Source organism: Micromonospora sp. NPDC005979, assembly GCF_040614415.1.
Classification (GTDB): Bacteria; Actinomycetota; Actinomycetes; order Mycobacteriales; family Micromonosporaceae; genus Micromonospora.
On the sequence record NZ_JBEXUR010000010.1, the window covers coordinates 43,751 to 61,142 of the forward strand.

The following is a 17,392-nucleotide window of genomic DNA, read 5'->3' on the forward strand; positions in this document are numbered from 1 at the left end:
TGACGCCCCAGGTCGGGCACCACAAGTCCATGATCGACGGGGGCGGGGGGCCGCGCCGGGGGTGGGGCGGGGGGTCAGTGTTGGGGGATGTTGGCTACGCCGATTCGCTTGCGGAACACCCAGTACGTCCAGGCCTGGTAGGCCAGCACCACCGGAGTGAAGATCACCGCCACCCAGGTCATGATCTTCAGGGTGTACGGGGTGGAGGCCGCGTTGGTGGCCGTGAGCGTGCCCGCCGCGTCGAGGGTGGACGGCAGCACGTTCGGGAACAACGCCGCGAACAGGGTCGCCACGGCCAGGCCGATCGCCACGGCCGTACCCGTGAACGCCCAGCCCTCCCGTCGTACCCGGGCGGCGGCGAGGCCACCGAGCAGGGCGAGGGCCGCGCCGACGGCGAGCACGACGGCGGCCGCGCTGGAGCGGATGGTCAACGTCCAGGCCAGGAAGCCGACCGCGAGCACGGCGGCCCCGACGCCCAGGCGCACCGCGAGGGCGCCCGCGCGTTCGCGGATGTCGCCGGTGGTCTTCAGGGCCAGGAACACCGCGCCGTGGGTCAGGAACAGCGCGAGCGTGGTCGCGCCACCGAGCAGGGCGTACGGGTTGAGCAGGTCGACGAGGCCACCGACGTACTCGTGGTCGGCGTCCAGGGGCACACCGCGCAGGATGTTGGCGAAGGCGACGCCCCACAGGATCGCCGGCAGCAGCGAGCCGACCACGATCGCCGCGTCCCAGCGGCGCTTCCAGGACGCCTCGGGGCGCTTGTGCCGGTACTCGAAGGCCACCCCCCGGGCGATCAGGGCCAGCAGGATCAGCAGCAGCGGCAGGTAGAAGCCGGAGAAGAGGGTGGCGTACCACTCGGGGAACGCGGCGAACATCGCCCCGCCGGCGGTGATCAGCCACACCTCGTTGCCGTCCCAGACCGGACCGATGGTGTTGATCAGGACGCGGCGTTCCCGGTCGTCGCGGCCCAGCACGGGCAGCAGCATGCCGACGCCGAAGTCGAAGCCCTCCAGGATGAAGTAGCCGGTGAACAGCACGGCGACGAGGAGAAACCAGATGGTGGTCAGGTCCACGATGGGCTCCGGGATCAGTAGGCGAAGGCGAGCGGGCGCTCGGCGTCGTCGGTGTCGTCGGTGGGAGGTTGCTCGCTGACGTCGGGCACGCCGGCCCTGGCGTAGCGCAGCAGCAACTTGACCTCGATCACGGCGAGGGTGGCGTAGATCAGCGTGAAGGCGGTGAACGAGGTCAGCACCTCGGTCAGCGAGACGCTGCGGGAGACGCCGTTGCGGGTGAGCATCTCGCCGAAGACGATCCACGGCTGGCGGCCCATCTCGGTGAAGATCCAGCCGAAGGAGTTGGCCAGCAGCGGCAGCACCGGCATGGCCAGCCCGGCGCGCAGCAGCCACCTGCTGCGCGGGGTACGGCCCCTGCGCTGGCTCCAGAGCACCAGCAGCGCGATGGCCCCGGCCGCCAACCCGAAGCCGACCATGAAGCGGAAGCTCCAGTAGGTGACCGGGATGATCGGGGTGTAGCTGCCCGCGCCGTACTGGGTGGCGTACTGGGCCTGGAGGTCGTTGATGCCGTGCACGGTGCCGTTCGGGTCGCCGGTGCCCAGGTACGACAGCAGGTACGGGATCTTCAGGGCGAACACCTCGCGGCTGCCGTCGAGGCTGCCGATGGTGAGCACGGAGAACGAGGCGGGGCTCTCGGTGGTGTAGAGACCCTCGGCGGCGGCCATCTTCATCGGCTGCACGTCCGTCATGATCTTGCCCTGGATGTCGCCGGTGAACAGCACGGCCGCCGAGGCGACCAGGACCACCCAGGAGCCGAACTTCGTGGCGAAGCGGTACGCGCCGGTGTCGGCGGAGTCCCGGTTGCGGATCACGTGCCACAGGCCGACCGCCACGATCAGCGACCCGGCGACCAGGAACGAGCCGGCCAGGGTGTGCGGGAAGGTGATCAGGGCGACCTTGTTGGTGAGCACGGCCGGGAAGTCGGTCAGCTCGGCGCGTCCGCTGTCGGGGTTGATGCGGTAGCCGACGGGGTTCTGCATGAACGAGTTCGCCGCGAGGATGAAGTACGCGGACAGGTTCGTGCCGATCGCGGCGGCCCAGATGCTGGCCAGGTGCGCCCGCTTGGGCAGCCGGTCCCAGCCGAAGATCCACAGGCCGATGAACGTGGATTCGAGGAAGAACGCCACGAGCGCCTCGATGGCCAGGGGCGCGCCGAAGATGTCGCCCACGAAGCGGGAGTAGTCGCTCCAGTTCATGCCGAACTGGAACTCCTGCACGATGCCGGTGACCACGCCCATGGCGAAGTTGATCAGGAACAGCTTGCCGTAGAACTTGGTCAGTTTGAGGTAGCGCTCGTTGCCGGTGCGGTGCCACATCGTTTGCAGGATCGCCACCAGCACGGACAGGCCGATGGTCAGTGGCACGAACAGGAAGTGGTAGACGGTCGTGACACCGAACTGCCACCGGGCGACGTCCAACGCGTCCACCTGGACCCCCAACTATGCGTACTACGAGACGTAGTAAATACTACTGCTCGTCGTAGAGAAAGGGGCAGGGCCGGGCGGCCCAAACCGGCCCAGGACCAATGACCCTGATCACTCCGGCCACTCGCCCTCGCGGCCCCACCGCCTCGTGCGAGGATGGCGCGCTGATGGACACGACGACCTGGCAGCCACCACTGCTTTGGCGGGCCGCCCTCATGCTGGCCCGCGCCCTGGTGGCCCTGCTCGCCCGCCTGGAGGTCACCGGCGACGTCCCCGCGCACCTGCGCCGGGGTCCGCTCGTGCTGGCCGCGAACCACATCAGCCCCTTCGACCCCCTGGTCATGATCGCCGCCTGCCGGGATCGGGGCATCGCCCCACGGATCATGGCGACCGCCGGACTGTTCCGCGTCCCCGTGCTCGGTGCCGCCATGCGCCACGTCGGGCACATCCGGGTCGACCGGGGCACCAGCGCCGTCCACCAGGCGCTCGACGACGCGGCCGGGGCTGTCGCGGCCGGCTCGGTGATCCTCATCTACCCCGAGGGACGCATCGGCCTGGACCCCGGCATGTGGCCCGAGCGCGGCAAGACCGGCGTCGCCCGGCTCGCGCTGGCCTGCGGCGCTCCCGTCATCCCGGTCGCCCAGTGGGGCGCCCACGAGGTGCTGCCCTACCAGGCGCCGAAGGGGATGCTGCGCGGCATAGCCCGCGCCCTCTGGCGACGCCCGGTGATCCGGGTGCACTTCGGCGAGCCCGTCGACCTCGGCGAGTCAAACGCCACCACCCCCGGGGCGGCCCGCCGAGCCACCAACCGCATCATCGACGCCCTCACCGACACCCTCGCCCCGCTACGCCCCGACGAACCCGAGGGCCCCCGCCACGTCGACCCCGGCCGCCCCACCGACCTCAGTCGCCTCCACCGCCGCACCCCCTGACGCACCCCACGCAGGCCCCCGCGCTGGCCCTCGCGATCTTGCACTTTCTGTCGCGACATACCGCGCCTAGCCGGCCATAACGGCGACACAAAGTGCAAGATCGGCGCAGACGGGCGGCCGCGCTCCCCCGGGCAGGGGAGGCGGTTGGCTCGGCACGGGGATCAGCGCGGGCTTGGCTGCGACGAGGCTGAAGAGCGTCACGCCATCGACGCGAGGGGGTTTCCCATGGTCAGGTACGCGCGGACCGGGACGGTAGCGGCGGCAGCAGTCGCGCTGGTCGCGGCGGGCTCGTCGACGGCATGGGCGCAGCCCACCGCACCCACCGGCACGTCGCCGCCGAGAGGGGCCGCCGTGGTCGTCGGGGCGGGACAGTTCGTGTACGACGAGCCCAACACGGTGGGGCACCGGATCTGGTTCGGCGTCGTGGCGGTCGTGGCGGCCGACGAGTCGACGCACGGGCAGTTCCGCTACCGGCACGAGCTGCCGGACGGCACCGTGGCCGCGCAGGGCAGGGCCGACGTGACGTGCCTGCGGGTCACCGGGAACGTCGCGGTGTTCACCGCGATCGTGCCCGAGGGCGTCGGGCCGGTGCGTAACCACGGTTACTACGTGAAGATCATCGACGGTGGACGGCAGCCCGACGTGATCGTCGACGCCCAGACCCAGAACGGGACCGAGCCGCCACCCACCGGCTGCCTCGACCCCGAGACGGAACTGCCCCCGGAGGCGCCCGCACGACCCCGGTACCCGATCCTCGCCGGCGGGTACGTGGTGCGCGGCGTCTCCCACCCGTAAGCCCCCTGGCGCTCCCGTCCCACGGGGGTGACGGGGGCGCCAGGGCCCCGCGCGGACGACTGTCGCCTGGGCTCCACGTGTGCGGGACTGTCCCGCACGGCTCGAAGCCTGTGCTGCCGCACCAACCGCAGGTCAGGCTTATCGCCAGGTCGCCGCAGCCACCCTGTGACGAACGGCGGCGTCAGCACGGGCCCCGACAGTTCGGGCTCAGCTATCGGCGGGAGGCCATATGTATCGGAAGTTGCTCGAACGGGCGATCGCGATCGTGGGACTGGGCGCGCTGGCCCTCACCTCGATGGTCGCGACACCCGCCCAGGCGCAGTCGGCGGCACAGTGCACCCTGGACGACCATTGCTACGGGGTCGTGTACTGGCCGGTGGCCGACATTTCCGCCGTGGAATTCGAGCTCGGGGTCTATCAGATGCAGGTCAACAACCCCGGGAGCAATTTTGCGACAGCGGAGGGCTGGGTGTTGTTCGACCCCGTCCCCTACGATCCGAACAACTACTGGGTCGAGATGGGAATCACCCGTGGGGCCAGCGTCTGCGGTACGGGACTCGTCTGGTTCACCGCCAGTCTGCTCCCTGGCAAGGGATACGTGGAACGGTGCCACGGCGCGGCCGCGCTGTCCAACACCAAGCACCTCGTGCGGATTCAAGAAGCCACCAACGGCACGTGGGACATGTACCGCGATGGCGTCTCCGTGACCCGCTACACGGGCGCGCCCTCCACCACCGCAGCTGCCGAGATCGGTATCGAATCCGGCGCGGACGGCAACGTCGTCAGCATGACGGGTGGAAAGCTGAGGTATCGCACGGCCGCGGCGAGCCCGGTGTGGAAGAACGGCTGGGCCAGCCCCAGCTACCCCAGCTATGACGACCCGGACAGCACCCCGTGCTACGCGTTGTGGGTCTCCCAGCCCAACGACATGCGGGCCCGCTGCAACCTGCCGCAGACCACCGCCACGTCCACCGAGGCCGCGCCGGCCGCCATGTCGGCCCTGCAGCAGGCGCAGCGGATCGCCACACTCGCCGGTGACCCGTCGGCGGGCGTCGTCACGATGGCCGACAGCACCCCGAAGGCCGCCACCGCGCAACTCGGCACCGCCGTCGACAACGCCTCGACCGTCACGATCGTCACGATGACGGGCAACTTCACGGGCAGGGCATTTCCTCGGCCGCAGGGAACCGCGGCTCCGACCGGAAACGCGTTGACCGTCGTGCTCGACAAGCAGACCGGCGCCGTCCTGACGACGCAGTTGACGACGAACCTCCCGGGCTGATCCGGGCAACACGGCGAGCCGTGGCCAGGCGAAGACCCCGGTCGGTGTGGCGGACGAACGCCGCGCCGACCGGGGTCTTCGCCACACCTCCGATCGCCGGGAGACGGGAGCGCCCCCAGGGGGCCTGATATTCGACGGCAGGCCACCTACGCTCTGCCGACGGCGGGCATACTGCGTCGCGTGCTCAACCGATCCGCCTACCTCGACGCGCCCGCGCCGCTGGCGTTCGCCCACCGCGGCGGCGCCGCCGAGGGCGACGAGAACACCACCGCGGCGTTCGCCCGGGCCGTCGGGCTCGGTTACCGGTACGTGGAGACCGACGTGCACGCCACCGCCGACGGCGTCCCGGTGATCTTCCACGACCCGACGCTCGCGCGGGTCACCGGTGAGGCGGGGCGCATCGCCGACCTGAGCTGGGCCGACCTCGCCTCGGTACGCGTCGGCGGCGCTGCCGTCGTACCCCGGCTCGACGAGGTCCTGGACGCCTGGCCGCAGGTCCGCTTCAACATCGACGTGAAGGCCGACGGCGGTGTCGCGCCGACGGTCGCCACCCTGACCCGGGTCGGCGCGGCCGACCGGGTGCTGCTCGCCTCGTTCAGCGACGCCCGACTGGCCCGGCTGCGGGCGCTCACCGAGGGGCGGGTGGCCACCAGCCTTGGCATGCGGGCAGTCGCCCGGCTGCGGTTGGCCTCGCTGCACGGCCGGCCGCTGCGGCTGCCCCCGTCGGTGGTCGCCGCGCAGGTGCCGCCCCGCTACGGGCGGGTGCCGGTGGTGGACCGCCGGTTCGTCGACTACTGCCACCGGCTCGGCCTTCAGGTGCACGTCTGGACGATCGACGATGCGGACCAGATGCACGACTTACTGGATCGTGGCGTGGATGGCATCATGACCGATCACGTCGGCGTGCTGCGCGACGTCTACCGCAGCCGCGGCCACTGGACCGCCTGAACAGCACCGAAGGAACCCCCGATGGCCGAGACCGTGACCCCCACGGTGACCGACACCCCGCCTCCGGCGAGCACCCCCCGCGAGCGCCGAGGCTGGTACATCTACGACTGGGCGAACTCCGCGTTCCAGTCCACGGTGATCACCGTGTTCCTCGGCCCGTTCCTGACCACCATCGCCGAGACGGCCGCCGGCTGCGAGCTGGGCGCCGACAGCTGCGACGGGTACGTGCACCCGCTGGGCATCCGGGTCGCGGCCGGGTCGTACTACCCGTACCTGATCTCGTTGTCGGTGTTCCTGACCGTGTTCGCGCTGCCGGTCATCGGCGCGATCGCCGACCGGTCGGCACACAAGAAGCGCCTGCTCGGCGGGGCCGCGTTCACCGGCGCCGGGGCGACCATCGCGATGGCCTTCGTCACCGGCGACCGGTACCTGCTCGGCGGCGCGTTGTTCCTGGTCGCCAACATCTCCTTCGGCGCCGCGATCGTGGTCTACAACTCGTTCCTGCCGCAGCTCGGCGGTCCGGACGAACGGGACGGCATCTCCAGTCGTGGCTGGGCGCTGGGCTACCTCGGCGGTGGCCTGCTGCTGGCGGTGAACCTGGCCACGGTCTCCCTGCTCAGCGAGGACGACAACCCGCAGCGCACCCTGGATCTGGCGCGCTGGTCGATCGTGTCCGCCGGCGTGTGGTGGGCGGCGTTCACCCTGGTGCCGCTGCGCTGGCTGCGCGACCGTCCCGTGACGGCGGCCGTGGCCGCGCGGGGCAACGTGCTCACCGACGGGTTCCGGCAGCTCGGGCACACCCTGCGCGAGATCCGGGCGTACCCGCTGACGTTGTTCTTCCTGCTCGCGTTCCTGGTCTTCAACGACGGCATCCAGACCGTCATCACGATGGCCAGCCAGTACGGCACCGAGGAGCTGCGGCTGGAGCAGAGCACCCTGATCGTCACGATCCTGCTGGTGCAGTTCCTCGCCTTCGGAGGCGCCCTGCTCCTCGGCGCGCTGGCCCGGCGCATCGGCGCGCGCAAGACGGTGCTGATCAGCCTGGTGCTCTGGACCGGTGTGATCCTCGGCGTGTTCTGGCTGCCCGCCGAGGCGCCGCTGCCGTTCATGGCGCTCGGCGCCTGCATCGGCCTGGTCCTGGGCGGCAGTCAGGCGCTGAGCCGGTCCCTGTTCAGCCAGCTCATCCCCGCCGGCAAGGAGGGCGAGTACTACGGCTTCTACGAGATCAGCGACCGGGGTACGAGCTGGCTCGGCCCGCTCGCGTTCGGCATCGTGTTCCAACTCACCGCCTCCTACCGCGTGGGCCTGGTCTCACTGGTGGGCTTCTTCGTGGTCGGGTTCCTGCTGCTGTTGGCGGTGCCGATGCGCCGGGCCATCATCGCGGCCGGCAACACCCCACCACGGGTGCTCTGAGCACGTGCGACGCACCTGACAGATCCGGGCCGGTCGATCGGCTAGGCTGCCCGACCGTGACCGACGACGCCGCTGCCACCCCGATCTGCCTGGCCCACCCGTTCCCCGGCCAGCCGCACGCTCCCGCCGCCTGCGCGGCCGCGCGTGGGCTCGACGGGCGGCCGGTACACGCCGCGGCGTTGAAGTTCTTCTGGGGGCCGATGGACTGCGGCAAGTCCACGATGGCGTTGCAGATGAACTACAACCACGCCCGGCAGGGCCGCCGGGGCCTGGTCACCACCCGCATCGACCGGTCGCTGGGTCCACAGGTCACCACCCGCATCGGCCTGGCCCACGAGGCCATCGAGGTCACCGACGACCTGGACCTGCGGGCGCTGGTGCGCGGCCGCTGGGCCGACGGGGTACGCGTCGACTACCTGATCTGCGACGAGGCCTGCTTCTACACCGTCGAGCACGTCGAGCAGATGGCCGAGTTGGTGGACAGCTACGACGTGGACGTGTTCGCGTTCGGCCTCGCCACCGACTTCCGGTCCTGCCTGTTCCCCGCCGCGCAACGCCTGTTCGAGTTGGCCGACGAGGTGGCCCGCATCCAGGTCGAGGTGCTGTGCTGGTGCGGCCGGGAGGGGCTGCTCAACGCGCGGGTCGTCGACGATCGGGTGGTCCGCGAGGGCGAACAGGTCGTCATCGGCGACACCGTGGAGACCGCCGACGTGCGCTACCAGGTGCTCTGCCGGCGGCACTACCGCAGCGGCGACCTCGGCCCCCGCGACTGAGACGCCCGTCGTTCCGACACCCGGTCGGCCACGATCACCGCGGCCGTCACCAGCAGCGCCGCCCCGGCGGTGACCGCTGTCGGCGTGGCCAGCGCGACCGTCCCGGGGATCAGCGCGAGCAGCAGCAGCGTCGCCGCGACGCGGCCCGCCACCCCGGCGTAGCCGAGCACCGTCTGGTACGTGGCGTGCCCGGCCAGGAACAGCGCCGGGCCGCCGAGTACGACAAGCGCGTCCGCCCAGCCGACCGGCTCGCCGGGGCTGTGCAGCAGTCGTTCGTCACCCACGGCGGTGACCACGATGCCACCCACCATCACCGGGTGCAGGTAGTTGAACACCAGCCGCGACAGTCGTCCGGCCCGCTCACCGGCGTCGGCGAGGGTCCGCATGACGTCTTCGGCCCGATCGAAGTACACCCACCACAGGGCCACCGACCCCGCGAAGGCGAGCAGGAACGCGGAGACGCTCACCCGGTCGAGGTGCTGCGTCAATGTGCCGCCGGTGATGAGGATCGACTCCCCCAGCGCGATGAGGACGAACGCCTGGCAGCGTTCGGCCAGGTGCCCGCCCTCGACCTTCCACCGTTCGGGGGTGCTGCGGCCCAGACCGGGCACCGGGAACCCGGTCGCCAACCCGAGCGCGTCGACGGCGATCACACCGATCCAGATCACCTCCCGGGCCGGGGTGTCCACCAGGCCGCCGACGAGGGCCAACACCCCGGTGGCGCTGATCCAGACGACGCACTGGCGGAAACTGTCACTGACGTACGGCTGGCCACGGATGGCCCACATCGCGAAGACCGTCCGGCCGATCTGCACCGCCGCGTACGCGCCGGCGAAGAGCAGACCGTCGCCACCGAACGCGGTGGGCAACGCCGCCGCGAGCAGCAGACTGCCCAGCGTCACCACCAGCAGCGTGGCACGCACCGGCGCCCGGTCCGGGCGCAGCCAGTTGCCCATCCACACGGTGTAGATCCACACCAGCCAGACCATGCCCAGCAACACCGCGGTACGCCCCACACCCGGCCAGTCGAGGTGCTCGCTGAGGTAGTGGGACAACTGGGTGATCGTGAAGACGTAGACCAGGTCGAAGAAGAGTTCGGTGGACGTGGTCCGCTCCACCCCGCGACGGGGACGCAGCAACTGCGGGTGGGCAGGCCGGGGACCCGGCGCGGACCCGGTCACGACGTGCCCCGCCCGGCCCGGAGCCGATCAACCATGATCACCGCGACGGTCACCGCCGTCGCCAGCGCCGCGCAGGTCACCAGCGTGACACCCAGCCCCACGCAGGCCGGCACCAGCGCCAGCAGCACCACCACGGCGGCGATCCGGCTGGTGGGCAGCGCCCGCCACAGCACCGCCTTGTAGGCGGCGTGCCCGGCGAGGAACAGCGCCGGGCCACCCAGGGTGAACAGGGCGGTGACCGTGGTGACCGTCGCGCCCGGAGCGTGCAGCAGCCGTTCGTCGCCCGCCGAGGTGACGACGATGCCGGCGACCATCACCGGGTGCAGGTAGTTGAACGCGAGCCGGCTCAGCGCCCCCGTACGCGTGCCCGCGCGCGCGAGGACCTCCGCGGCGGCCGGGGCGGACCGCGCGAAGTACACCCACCACAGCGCCACCGAGCCGGCGAACGCCACCCCGAACGCGCCGAGGCGCACCAGGTCCACGTGTGACGTGAGGGTGCTGCCGGTGACCAGGATCGACTCGCCGAGCGCGATGAGGACGAACGCCGCGCAGCGCTCCGCCAGATGCCCACCCTCCACCATCCACCGCTCCGGGCGGCTGCGTTCCCGCCCCGGCAGCGGGTAGCCGATCGACAGGCCCACCACCTCGAGCACGATCACGGCCGTCCACACCACCTCCCGGGCCGGGGAGTGCACCAGGCCGCCGACCACCACGAGCACCGACGTGGCGGCGATCCACGGCAGTGACTTCTGGAACCCGTCGACCAGCCACGGATTGCCCTGCGCCGCCCACAACGCGAACGAGGTCCGGCCCACCTGCACGCTCACGTAGACCACCGCGAAGAGCAGCCCCATCCCGGCGAACGCCTGCGGGATGGCCGCCGACAGCAGCAGGCTGCCCAACGTCACCCCGATCAGCATCGCCCGTACCGGGCCCTGGTCCGGTTGCAGCCAGTTGGTCACCCAGGTGGTGTAGACCCAGACGAACCAGACCAGCGCCAGCAGCAGCGCGGTACGGCCCGCGCCAGGCCAGTCCGGATGCTCGATGAGGTAGTGCGACACCTGAGTGATCGTGAAGATGAAGACCAGGTCGAAGAACAACTCGGTCGACGTGGTCGGCTCGACGCCCTGGCGTCGGCGCAGCAGCCGGGGATGCGCCAGGTCGACGGCCGGGGGCTCAGAAGGGGTCACCGCACACCCGCCAGTCGCCGCCCTCGCGGACCACCGGCAGGCGGCGTTCCTCGCTGATGCCGCCGGCGCGGGTCACCTTCACGGTCACGGTCCCGCGCGGACGCCCACCCTTGGTGGACACCGACACGTCGGTGATCTCGTAGTCGGTCACCATGGGCGGGGTCCGCACCCAACTGGTGAACCCGATCGCGCTCCAGCGGGTACGGGCGTCCGCGCACAGCCGCTCGTACGCACGGTCGCTGTCACCCAGGGACACCTCGCTGAGGAACCCGTCGGCGGTCTCCCGGATCGGGCCGGCGGCCTGCCGCACGGTCTGCAGGTTCCACGCTCCGAGTCCGGCGACTCCGACGCAGCACAGCGCCATGCCGAACCCGGCGAAGGCCAGCCCGGCACGCATCGGGCGGCGCCGCCGGGCCGGTCGGCTCCACGACTGGCCGGCACCCACGACTACCGACCGTAGAGAACGCCGTCGCGGTGAGGCACGGCAAGCCGGAAACTGGGCCTTCTTTCGGCACGGCGACGCATCGTCTACCGTCGGCGCACACCCCCCGTAGCGCCAGGAGCCGATCGATGAGCCGCTTCGTGCAGCCGGTACCACCCCCTGCCGACCCGTACGCCGGTGACGCCCTGCTGCGGTCCTGGCTGGAGCGTCACCTCGGCGCGGCCGGTCACGCCGCCGCGAAGGGCCGCCTGGCCGACTTGGCCGCCGACGTGAGCGGGCCGCTGCGCGCGGCGCACGCCGACGCCGAGGCGCACCCGCCGACGCTGGTCCGCTACGACCCGTGGGGCGCGCGCGTCGACCGCATCGAGGTGTCGGCCGGCTGGCAGGCGCAGCGGGCCGCCGCCGCCCGGCACGCGGTGGTGGCACTGCCCTACCTGCCCGACGCGCGGAGCACCTGGGGCGCCGCCGCGCGGGTCGTGCAGCATGCGCTGCTGCACCTGTACGGGCCGGAGTCGGCCACGTTCTCCTGCCCGGTGGCGATGGCCGACGGCGCGGCGGCGCTGCTCAGCCTGCCCGACGTCGACGCGGGTGTCCGCGACGCGTGGCTGCCCCGGTTGACCTCCACCGATCCGGACACCGCGATCACCAGTGGGCAGTGGATGACCGAGTCGCAGGGCGGCTCGGACCTGGGCCGCTCCAGCACGATCGGCCGGCCGGCGGCGGACGGTTCGTGGCGGCTGACCGGGGAGAAGTGGTTCTGCTCCGCGGCCGACGCGGCGATGGCGGTGGCGCTGGCCCGTCCCGAGGGCGCCGGGCGGGGCAGCCGGGTGCTCGCTCCGTTCCTCGTACCCCGCTACGCGGTCGACTCGCCGCTGGCCACCGGCGCGGTACCGGACGCGCCCGCTCCCGGTGTCGTCGTACACCGGCTCAAGGACAAGCTCGGTACCCGGGCGCTGCCGACCGCCGAGATCGGGCTGCGCGACGCGTACGCGGTGCCGCTGGGCGACCCGACGGTGCCCGGCCTGGTCCGGGCCATGACGCTGGTCGTGGTGACCCGGGTGCACAACGCCGCCGCCGCTGCCGGCGGGATGCGGCGGGGACTCGCCTACGCCCGCGCGTTCGCCGACGCGCGGCACGTCGCGGGCGGCCCGCTGTCGTCCTCGCCGCTGCACCGCGCCACGCTGGGCACCCTCGCGGTCGACGCGGCGGGCGCGTTCGCCCTGGCCGGCCACGCGTTCGCGCTGCTCGGGCGGGTGGAGGTCGGCGCCGACCCGGAGGCGGTCGCGGAGCTGCGCATCGTCGCGCCGCTGGCCAAGCTCGCCACCGGCCGGCTCGCCGTCAGCTCGGCTAGCGAGTACGTGGAGAGCTTCGGCGGCGCCGGCTACGTGGAGGACACCGGGGTGCCCCGGCTGCTGCGCGACGCGCAGGTGCTGCCGATCTGGGAGGGCACGACGAACGTGTTGTCCCTGGACGTGCTGCGCGCGTTGACCCGGGAGGACGCCGGGACGCCGCTGCTGAGCCGGCTGACGGCCGCCGTCGACCTGGCCCGACCGCTGTCGCCCACGCTGGCCGACACCCTCGCCGGCGTCGCCGGGCAGCTCCGCGACACCATCGCCATGGTGACGGCCGACCCGGGCGCGGCGACGGTCATCGCGGGCGCCCGTGCGCTGGCGTTGCGTCTGGCGTACGCGCTGACCGCCGCGCTGCTCGTGGAGCACGCCGCCTGGGGTGACGAGCAGGCGGAGCTGGCGGCCCGACTGTGGGCGCGGCGGTGGCTGCGGCACGAGGACATCGCCGGGGACGCCCACCACCACCTGGACCTGCTCTGCTGAGCGGGGCGACGGGAGCGGGGGTGACGGCCGCCGGCGTCGAGAAAAGTCGACGTACCTGACAGGAGTTGGCAGGTGCACCGGCGCAGACTGCACGCATGACGACAACCGCCGACCTCGCGATGGTCAACCTGGACAGCTCCGACCCTGCCGCGCACGCCGCCTTCTACCACCGGGCGTTGGGCTGGGAGATCACCCACAGCCAAGCCGAGTACGCCATGATCCGCAACGGCGGCGTGTCCATCGGATTCGGCCTCGTCGAGGGCTACCAACCGCCGGCCTGGCCGGATTCGACCGGGCAGAAGCGGTACCACCTCGACCTCTACGTCGACGATCTGGCCGTGGCCGAGAAGGAGTTCGTGGCGGCGGGCGCGTCGAAGCCGGAGTTCCAGCCCGGCGAGACGTGGGTGGTGCTCCTCGACCCGATCGGGCAGCCGTTCTGCCTCTGCCGCCGACCGCAGGGCTGAGGCGACACCGCTCCGGCGGCGGCCGCACGGGCTCCCGCGCGGCCGCCGCCGGAGCCGACGCGCGGCCGCCGCCGGGGTGACACCCGGCCGGACCCGCGTCGACGCCGGGCTGCCCTGCGGTGCTCAGCGCAGCGGGCCGCGGGCCACCGCGTCGCGCATCGCCGCCGGGTCGCCGACCGGGACGTACTCCAGCCACCAGGTCGCGCCCGCGGCGGCCAGCTCACGGCGGTAGGCCCGCTCGGCGCGTTCGTCCGGGCGGCGACGCCGCCCGCCGATCGCCACGTCGAACGGCTGACCGTCGGCCCGGGTCGCCGGCAGCGCCTCGACCAGCTCGTGGACCTCGTCGGGGGTGAAGTCGGCCCAGCCGTCGGTGTCGGTCAGCTTGTACGGCACGATGCCGTCGGCCCGGGCCGCGCGCCGTCGCACCGCCCCGGCCTGGGTGCTGCCACCGACCCAGACCGGCACCCGGGGTGACTGCACCGGCGGTGGGCGCAGCGCCACGTCGTCGGCGCGGTAGTGGGTGCCCCGGTGCTCGACACGCTCACCGCTGAGCAGGCCGGTCAGCAGGTCCAGACCCTCGTCGAGCATCGCGGCGCGCACGGACACCTCGGTCGGCTCGCCGAACGCGGCCAGGCCCCGGTCCCCGGGGTCGCCGACGCCGACGGCCACCGTGGCCCGACCGGCGCTGAGGTGGTCGAGGGTCAGCACCTCGCGGGCCAACTTCGCCGGACGGCGTCGCGGCAGGGCGGTGACCGTGGTGCCCAGCCGTACCCGCTCGGTGCGCCCGGCGATCGCCGCGAGCACCAGCCACGGGTCGTAGGTGGACGGGTCGTCGCCGCGGTAGTGGATGACGTAGTCCTCCAGGAACACCCCGTCCCATCCGGCGCGCTCGGCCAGCTCGCCCAACTCGACGAGGGTGGCGACGGCGATGTCGTCGCCGCCGCAGGGAATCTCCAGGCCGTGTCTCATCTCGCCGACCGTAGGGCAGGGGTACGACCCTCAGGCGCGGCGGCGCGACCGGGCCGCCCACACCGCGTACGCCGGGTCGCGGTCGAGGTTGTGCCGGTCCCGGTCGTAGCGGCGGGTGGTGCGCGGGTCGGCGTGCCCCATGGCGTCCTGCACGTCTTCGAGGGGAACCCCCTCGGACCGGGCGGTGGTGGCGAACGCGTGTCGCAGCGAGTGCGGCGACAGGCGCGCCCAGGCCGGGATGCCGGCGGCCCGGGCGAGGCGGCGGACCATCCGGAATACGGAGTGCCGGTCGAGTCGTGCGCCGCTGGCGGTGACCAGCAGCGGCCCGCTGAGCTGCGTCACCGGCACGCCTTCGGCGGCGGCCCGCTGGGCCAGATACGCGTCGACGGCGTACGCGGTGCCCGGGGTGAGGGCACGGCGGCGCTGCTTGCCGCCCTTGCCGACGAAGCGCACGCTGCGGTGTCCACGTTCGGCGCCGAGGTCGGTCAGGTCCAACGAGACCAGTTCACCGACCCGCAGGCCCAGGTCGGCCAGGAGCGCGATGGCCGCCCGGCTGCGGGCCGCTGTCGGGCCGGTCTCGGCGTCGGCGGCGGTGAGCAGCGCGTCCACCTCCTCGGGGGTGAGTCCGATGGTGGCGGAGTGGTCCCGGTCGACGCGGGGGCGGTCCGCGCCGGAGACCGGGTTGGCGGGTACGCCACCGAGCTTGACGAGGAAGTCGTACCAGCTCGACAGGGCGGACAGCCGACGTGCGACGGTCGCCGGGGTCAACGGTCGGCCGCTGCGGGCCACGAGGGTGGACTCCAACGCGCGGGCGTACTCGTTGACGTGCAGGAACGTGGCGCGCAGCGGATCCAGGTCGTGCTCGGCGCACCAGCGGAGGAACGCGGTGACGTCGCGCCGGTACGCGTCGCGGGTGTGCTCGGAGAGCCGACGGTTGCGCAGCCACGCCTCGGTGACGTCCAGCGGCGCGCTCGGCAGGGCCGGTCGGGCGGTGGGGCGGGCGCGCACGGGCGCGTCGGTGGACACCATGTGAAAAAGGTTCTCAGCAGCGGATGGGATTGCCACGCAGGCGCGCCGAGGGCTGGCGCTCGCGGCGGCGACGGCGGGGTGGGCTACGGTCGCATCGTGCGTGCCAGCCGGCTGGTCTCCCTGCTGCTGCTCCTGCAGGCCCGGGGGCGGATGACCGCCAGCGAGCTGGCCGATGCCCTGGAGGTGTCGGTTCGTACGGTGTACCGCGACGTGGAGTCGCTGGCGTCCGCCGGCGTGCCGGTGTACGCCGAGCGGGGCCCGGCCGGTGGTTACCGCCTCCTCGACGGCTACCGCACCCGGCTCACCGGCCTGACCGCCGGCGAGGCCGAGGCACTGTTCCTGGCGGGGATGCCCGGCCCGGCGGCCGAGTTGGGCCTGGGTTCGGTGTTGGCCACGGCGGAGCTGAAGCTGCGCGCCGCGCTGCCGGCGGACCTCGCCGACCGGGGCGCTCGGCTCCGGCAGCGGTTCCACCTCGACGCGCCGAGTTGGTTCCGCGAACCCGAGCCCACACCACACCTGGCCGCACTGGCCGCAGCCGTGTGGGAGGACCGCCGGGTGCAGGTGCGCTACCGGCGGTGGAAGGCGCCTCGGGAGGTGACGCGCACCCTCGATCCGCTCGGCGTGGTGCTCAAGGCCGGCCGCTGGTACCTGGTCGCCGCGGCGTCGGGACAGGTGCGGACCTATCGGGTGGGGGCGATCATCGACCTGGCCGTGCTTGACGTGTCCGCCGAACGGCCGGCCGGCTTCGACCTCGCCGAGAGCTGGCAGGAGCTGGCTGCACGCTACGAGCGGAGCGTCTACCGCGCCGAGGCGCGGGTACGGATGACCGTGGCGGCGCTGGCGCGGACGACGTACCTGTTTCCGCCGGCGATGAGCCGCGCGGCGCAGGAGAACGCCGGTGCGCCGGACGTGGCCGGCTGGGTCACGACGACGGTGCCGATCGAGTCGGTCCGCCACGGCTGTGTCGAGATGCTCAAGCTCGGCGCGCAGGTGGAGGTGCTGACCCCGACCGAGTTACGCGAGCTGGTCGCCAGCACCGCCCACGCCCTCGCCGCCCTCTACCCACCGTCCGGCGACGCGCCCGCCCGGGAGCCGAAGGCCGGCGACGCGCCGATGGCCGGCACCCCGGGGCGGGCGCCGGCCATCGAGGCGGTTTTCAGGCGTTGATCTGCCGGCGGCCGTTGCCGTTGGCGGTGATGGTGACCCGGCGAGGCTTGGCCCGCTCGGCGACGGGGATGCGCAGCGTCAGCACCCCGTGCTCGTAGCCGGCCTCCAGCTTGTCGGTGTCGAGGGTGTCGCCGAGGAACAGGCGCCGGGTGAAGGTGCCCATCGGACGTTCGGCGGCGACCAGCTCGACGCCGTCCCCGGAGGGTCGGCGGCGCTCGGCGCGGACGGTGAGGACGTTGCGCTCGACGGTGCAGTCGATGGTGTCGGGGTCGACGCCGGGCAGGTCGAACGCGGCGTAGAAGAAGTCTCCGTCGCGGTAGGCGTCGAGCTGCATCGCCGCCGGACGGGCTGCCGTACCGAAGAACTGCTCGGCGAGCCGGTCCACCTCGCGGAACGGGTCGGTGCGCATCAACATGGTCATGCCTCCTCGGTTCTCCTGGCCGAAGGTGATGGTTGAGTCGAGGTGACTCAACTTCCT

At 72.4% G+C, this 17,392-nt stretch carries 17 protein-coding genes; 9 read left to right on the forward strand and 8 right to left on the reverse strand.

Annotated features, from left to right (window positions below; genetic code table 11):
• Nucleotides 1-74: 74 nt before the first annotated feature.
• Both cydB and ABZ272_RS18050 read right to left on the reverse strand, forming a co-directional pair.
• Nucleotides 75-1,073 (reverse strand): cytochrome d ubiquinol oxidase subunit II, encoded by a 999-nt coding sequence (gene cydB / locus ABZ272_RS18045; protein WP_355051068.1) that lies wholly within the window; start codon nucleotides 1,071-1,073, stop codon nucleotides 75-77.
• A 14-nt stretch (nucleotides 1,074-1,087) separates the two neighbouring features.
• The gene (locus ABZ272_RS18050; RefSeq protein WP_355051069.1) at nucleotides 1,088-2,500 is read right to left on the reverse strand and encodes a cytochrome ubiquinol oxidase subunit I; all 1,413 of its coding nucleotides are present in this window, start codon (nucleotides 2,498-2,500) and stop codon (nucleotides 1,088-1,090) included.
• A gap of 164 nt (nucleotides 2,501-2,664) precedes the next feature.
• On the opposite strand from ABZ272_RS18050, the gene ABZ272_RS18055 reads away from it, so the two are divergent.
• The 6 genes from ABZ272_RS18055 to ABZ272_RS18080 all read left to right on the forward strand — a co-directional run bounded on the left by ABZ272_RS18055 (nucleotide 2,665) and on the right by ABZ272_RS18080 (nucleotide 8,640).
• Complete coding sequence (locus ABZ272_RS18055; RefSeq protein ID WP_355051070.1) at nucleotides 2,665-3,429, forward strand: lysophospholipid acyltransferase family protein; 765 nt, start codon at nucleotides 2,665-2,667, stop codon at nucleotides 3,427-3,429.
• 225 nt (nucleotides 3,430-3,654) lie between these two features.
• A complete protein-coding gene (locus ABZ272_RS18060) occupies nucleotides 3,655-4,224 on the forward strand; it encodes a hypothetical protein (protein WP_355051071.1) in 570 nt (189 codons plus the stop codon).
• Nucleotides 4,225-4,465: 241 nt separating this feature from the next.
• Nucleotides 4,466-5,506, forward strand: a complete 1,041-nt coding sequence (locus ABZ272_RS18065) for a hypothetical protein (protein ID WP_355051072.1) — start codon at nucleotides 4,466-4,468, stop codon at nucleotides 5,504-5,506.
• Between the two features lie 180 nt (nucleotides 5,507-5,686).
• Nucleotides 5,687-6,454, forward strand: coding sequence for a glycerophosphodiester phosphodiesterase (locus tag ABZ272_RS18070; protein WP_355051073.1), 768 nt, complete (start codon nucleotides 5,687-5,689; stop codon nucleotides 6,452-6,454).
• A gap of 21 nt (nucleotides 6,455-6,475) precedes the next feature.
• Nucleotides 6,476-7,867, forward strand: a complete 1,392-nt coding sequence (locus ABZ272_RS18075; RefSeq protein WP_355051074.1) for an MFS transporter — start codon at nucleotides 6,476-6,478, stop codon at nucleotides 7,865-7,867.
• Between the two features lie 179 nt (nucleotides 7,868-8,046).
• On the forward strand, nucleotides 8,047-8,640 hold the full coding sequence (locus ABZ272_RS18080; protein WP_355051257.1) for a thymidine kinase: 594 nt from the start codon (nucleotides 8,047-8,049) through the stop codon (nucleotides 8,638-8,640).
• On the opposite strand, the gene ABZ272_RS18085 is transcribed toward ABZ272_RS18080, so the two are convergent.
• Genes ABZ272_RS18085 through ABZ272_RS18095 form a run of 3 tightly spaced genes read right to left on the reverse strand, consistent with a single transcriptional unit; the run spans nucleotide 8,607 to nucleotide 11,408 of the window.
• On the reverse strand, nucleotides 8,607-9,821 hold the full coding sequence (locus ABZ272_RS18085) for a low temperature requirement protein A (RefSeq protein ID WP_355051075.1): 1,215 nt from the start codon (nucleotides 9,819-9,821) through the stop codon (nucleotides 8,607-8,609). The two genes, ABZ272_RS18080 and ABZ272_RS18085, sit on opposite strands and share 34 nt — an antisense overlap.
• The gene (locus tag ABZ272_RS18090; protein ID WP_355051076.1) at nucleotides 9,818-11,011 is read right to left on the reverse strand and encodes a low temperature requirement protein A; all 1,194 of its coding nucleotides are present in this window, start codon (nucleotides 11,009-11,011) and stop codon (nucleotides 9,818-9,820) included. The genes ABZ272_RS18085 and ABZ272_RS18090 overlap by 4 nt, the downstream gene beginning before the upstream one ends.
• The gene (locus ABZ272_RS18095; protein ID WP_355051258.1) at nucleotides 10,998-11,408 is read right to left on the reverse strand and encodes a hypothetical protein; all 411 of its coding nucleotides are present in this window, start codon (nucleotides 11,406-11,408) and stop codon (nucleotides 10,998-11,000) included. Before ABZ272_RS18095 ends, ABZ272_RS18090 begins: the two co-directional genes overlap by 14 nt.
• Before the next feature lie 173 nt (nucleotides 11,409-11,581).
• Between ABZ272_RS18095 and ABZ272_RS18100 the strand changes: the two genes are divergently transcribed.
• Complete coding sequence (locus ABZ272_RS18100; RefSeq protein WP_355051077.1) at nucleotides 11,582-13,285, forward strand: acyl-CoA dehydrogenase family protein; 1,704 nt, start codon at nucleotides 11,582-11,584, stop codon at nucleotides 13,283-13,285.
• 95 nt (nucleotides 13,286-13,380) lie between these two features.
• Nucleotides 13,381-13,749, forward strand: a complete 369-nt coding sequence (locus ABZ272_RS18105; protein ID WP_355051078.1) for a VOC family protein — start codon at nucleotides 13,381-13,383, stop codon at nucleotides 13,747-13,749.
• 123 nt (nucleotides 13,750-13,872) lie between these two features.
• Here the strand turns inward: ABZ272_RS18105 and ABZ272_RS18110 are convergent, their stop codons facing one another.
• Nucleotides 13,873-14,718: an LLM class flavin-dependent oxidoreductase gene (locus ABZ272_RS18110; RefSeq protein ID WP_355051079.1), complete on the reverse strand. Its 846-nt coding sequence runs from the start codon at nucleotides 14,716-14,718 to the stop codon at nucleotides 13,873-13,875.
• Between the two features lie 30 nt (nucleotides 14,719-14,748).
• Nucleotides 14,749-15,747, reverse strand: a complete 999-nt coding sequence (locus tag ABZ272_RS18115; protein WP_355051080.1) for a tyrosine-type recombinase/integrase — start codon at nucleotides 15,745-15,747, stop codon at nucleotides 14,749-14,751.
• 96 nt (nucleotides 15,748-15,843) lie between these two features.
• On the opposite strand from ABZ272_RS18115, the gene ABZ272_RS18120 reads away from it, so the two are divergent.
• Nucleotides 15,844-16,914, forward strand: a complete 1,071-nt coding sequence (locus tag ABZ272_RS18120) for a YafY family protein (protein WP_355051081.1) — start codon at nucleotides 15,844-15,846, stop codon at nucleotides 16,912-16,914.
• Here the strand turns inward: ABZ272_RS18120 and ABZ272_RS18125 are convergent.
• Entirely contained in the window at nucleotides 16,904-17,329 is a 426-nt protein-coding gene (locus ABZ272_RS18125) for an Hsp20/alpha crystallin family protein (protein WP_355051259.1), read from the reverse strand. The genes ABZ272_RS18120 and ABZ272_RS18125 overlap by 11 nt on opposite strands.
• Nucleotides 17,330-17,392: the final 63 nt, after the last annotated feature.

What these genes read in the sequence shown, in the direction of transcription:
- ABZ272_RS18055 (WP_355051070.1), top strand. Translation starts at nt 2,665, where the DNA reads ATGGACACGACGACCTGGCAGCCACCACTGCTTTGGCGGGCCGCCCTC.
- ABZ272_RS18060 (WP_355051071.1), top strand. Translation starts at nt 3,655, where the DNA reads ATGGTCAGGTACGCGCGGACCGGGACGGTAGCGGCGGCAGCAGTCGCG.
- ABZ272_RS18075 (WP_355051074.1), top strand. Translation starts at nt 6,476, where the DNA reads ATGGCCGAGACCGTGACCCCCACGGTGACCGACACCCCGCCTCCGGCG.
- ABZ272_RS18095 (WP_355051258.1), bottom strand. Translation starts at nt 11,408, where the DNA reads ATGCGTGCCGGGCTGGCCTTCGCCGGGTTCGGCATGGCGCTGTGCTGC.
- ABZ272_RS18100 (WP_355051077.1), top strand. Translation starts at nt 11,582, where the DNA reads ATGAGCCGCTTCGTGCAGCCGGTACCACCCCCTGCCGACCCGTACGCC.
- ABZ272_RS18105 (WP_355051078.1), top strand. Translation starts at nt 13,381, where the DNA reads ATGACGACAACCGCCGACCTCGCGATGGTCAACCTGGACAGCTCCGAC.
- ABZ272_RS18110 (WP_355051079.1), bottom strand. Translation starts at nt 14,718, where the DNA reads ATGAGACACGGCCTGGAGATTCCCTGCGGCGGCGACGACATCGCCGTC.
- ABZ272_RS18115 (WP_355051080.1), bottom strand. Translation starts at nt 15,747, where the DNA reads ATGGTGTCCACCGACGCGCCCGTGCGCGCCCGCCCCACCGCCCGACCG.
- ABZ272_RS18125 (WP_355051259.1), bottom strand. Translation starts at nt 17,329, where the DNA reads ATGTTGATGCGCACCGACCCGTTCCGCGAGGTGGACCGGCTCGCCGAG.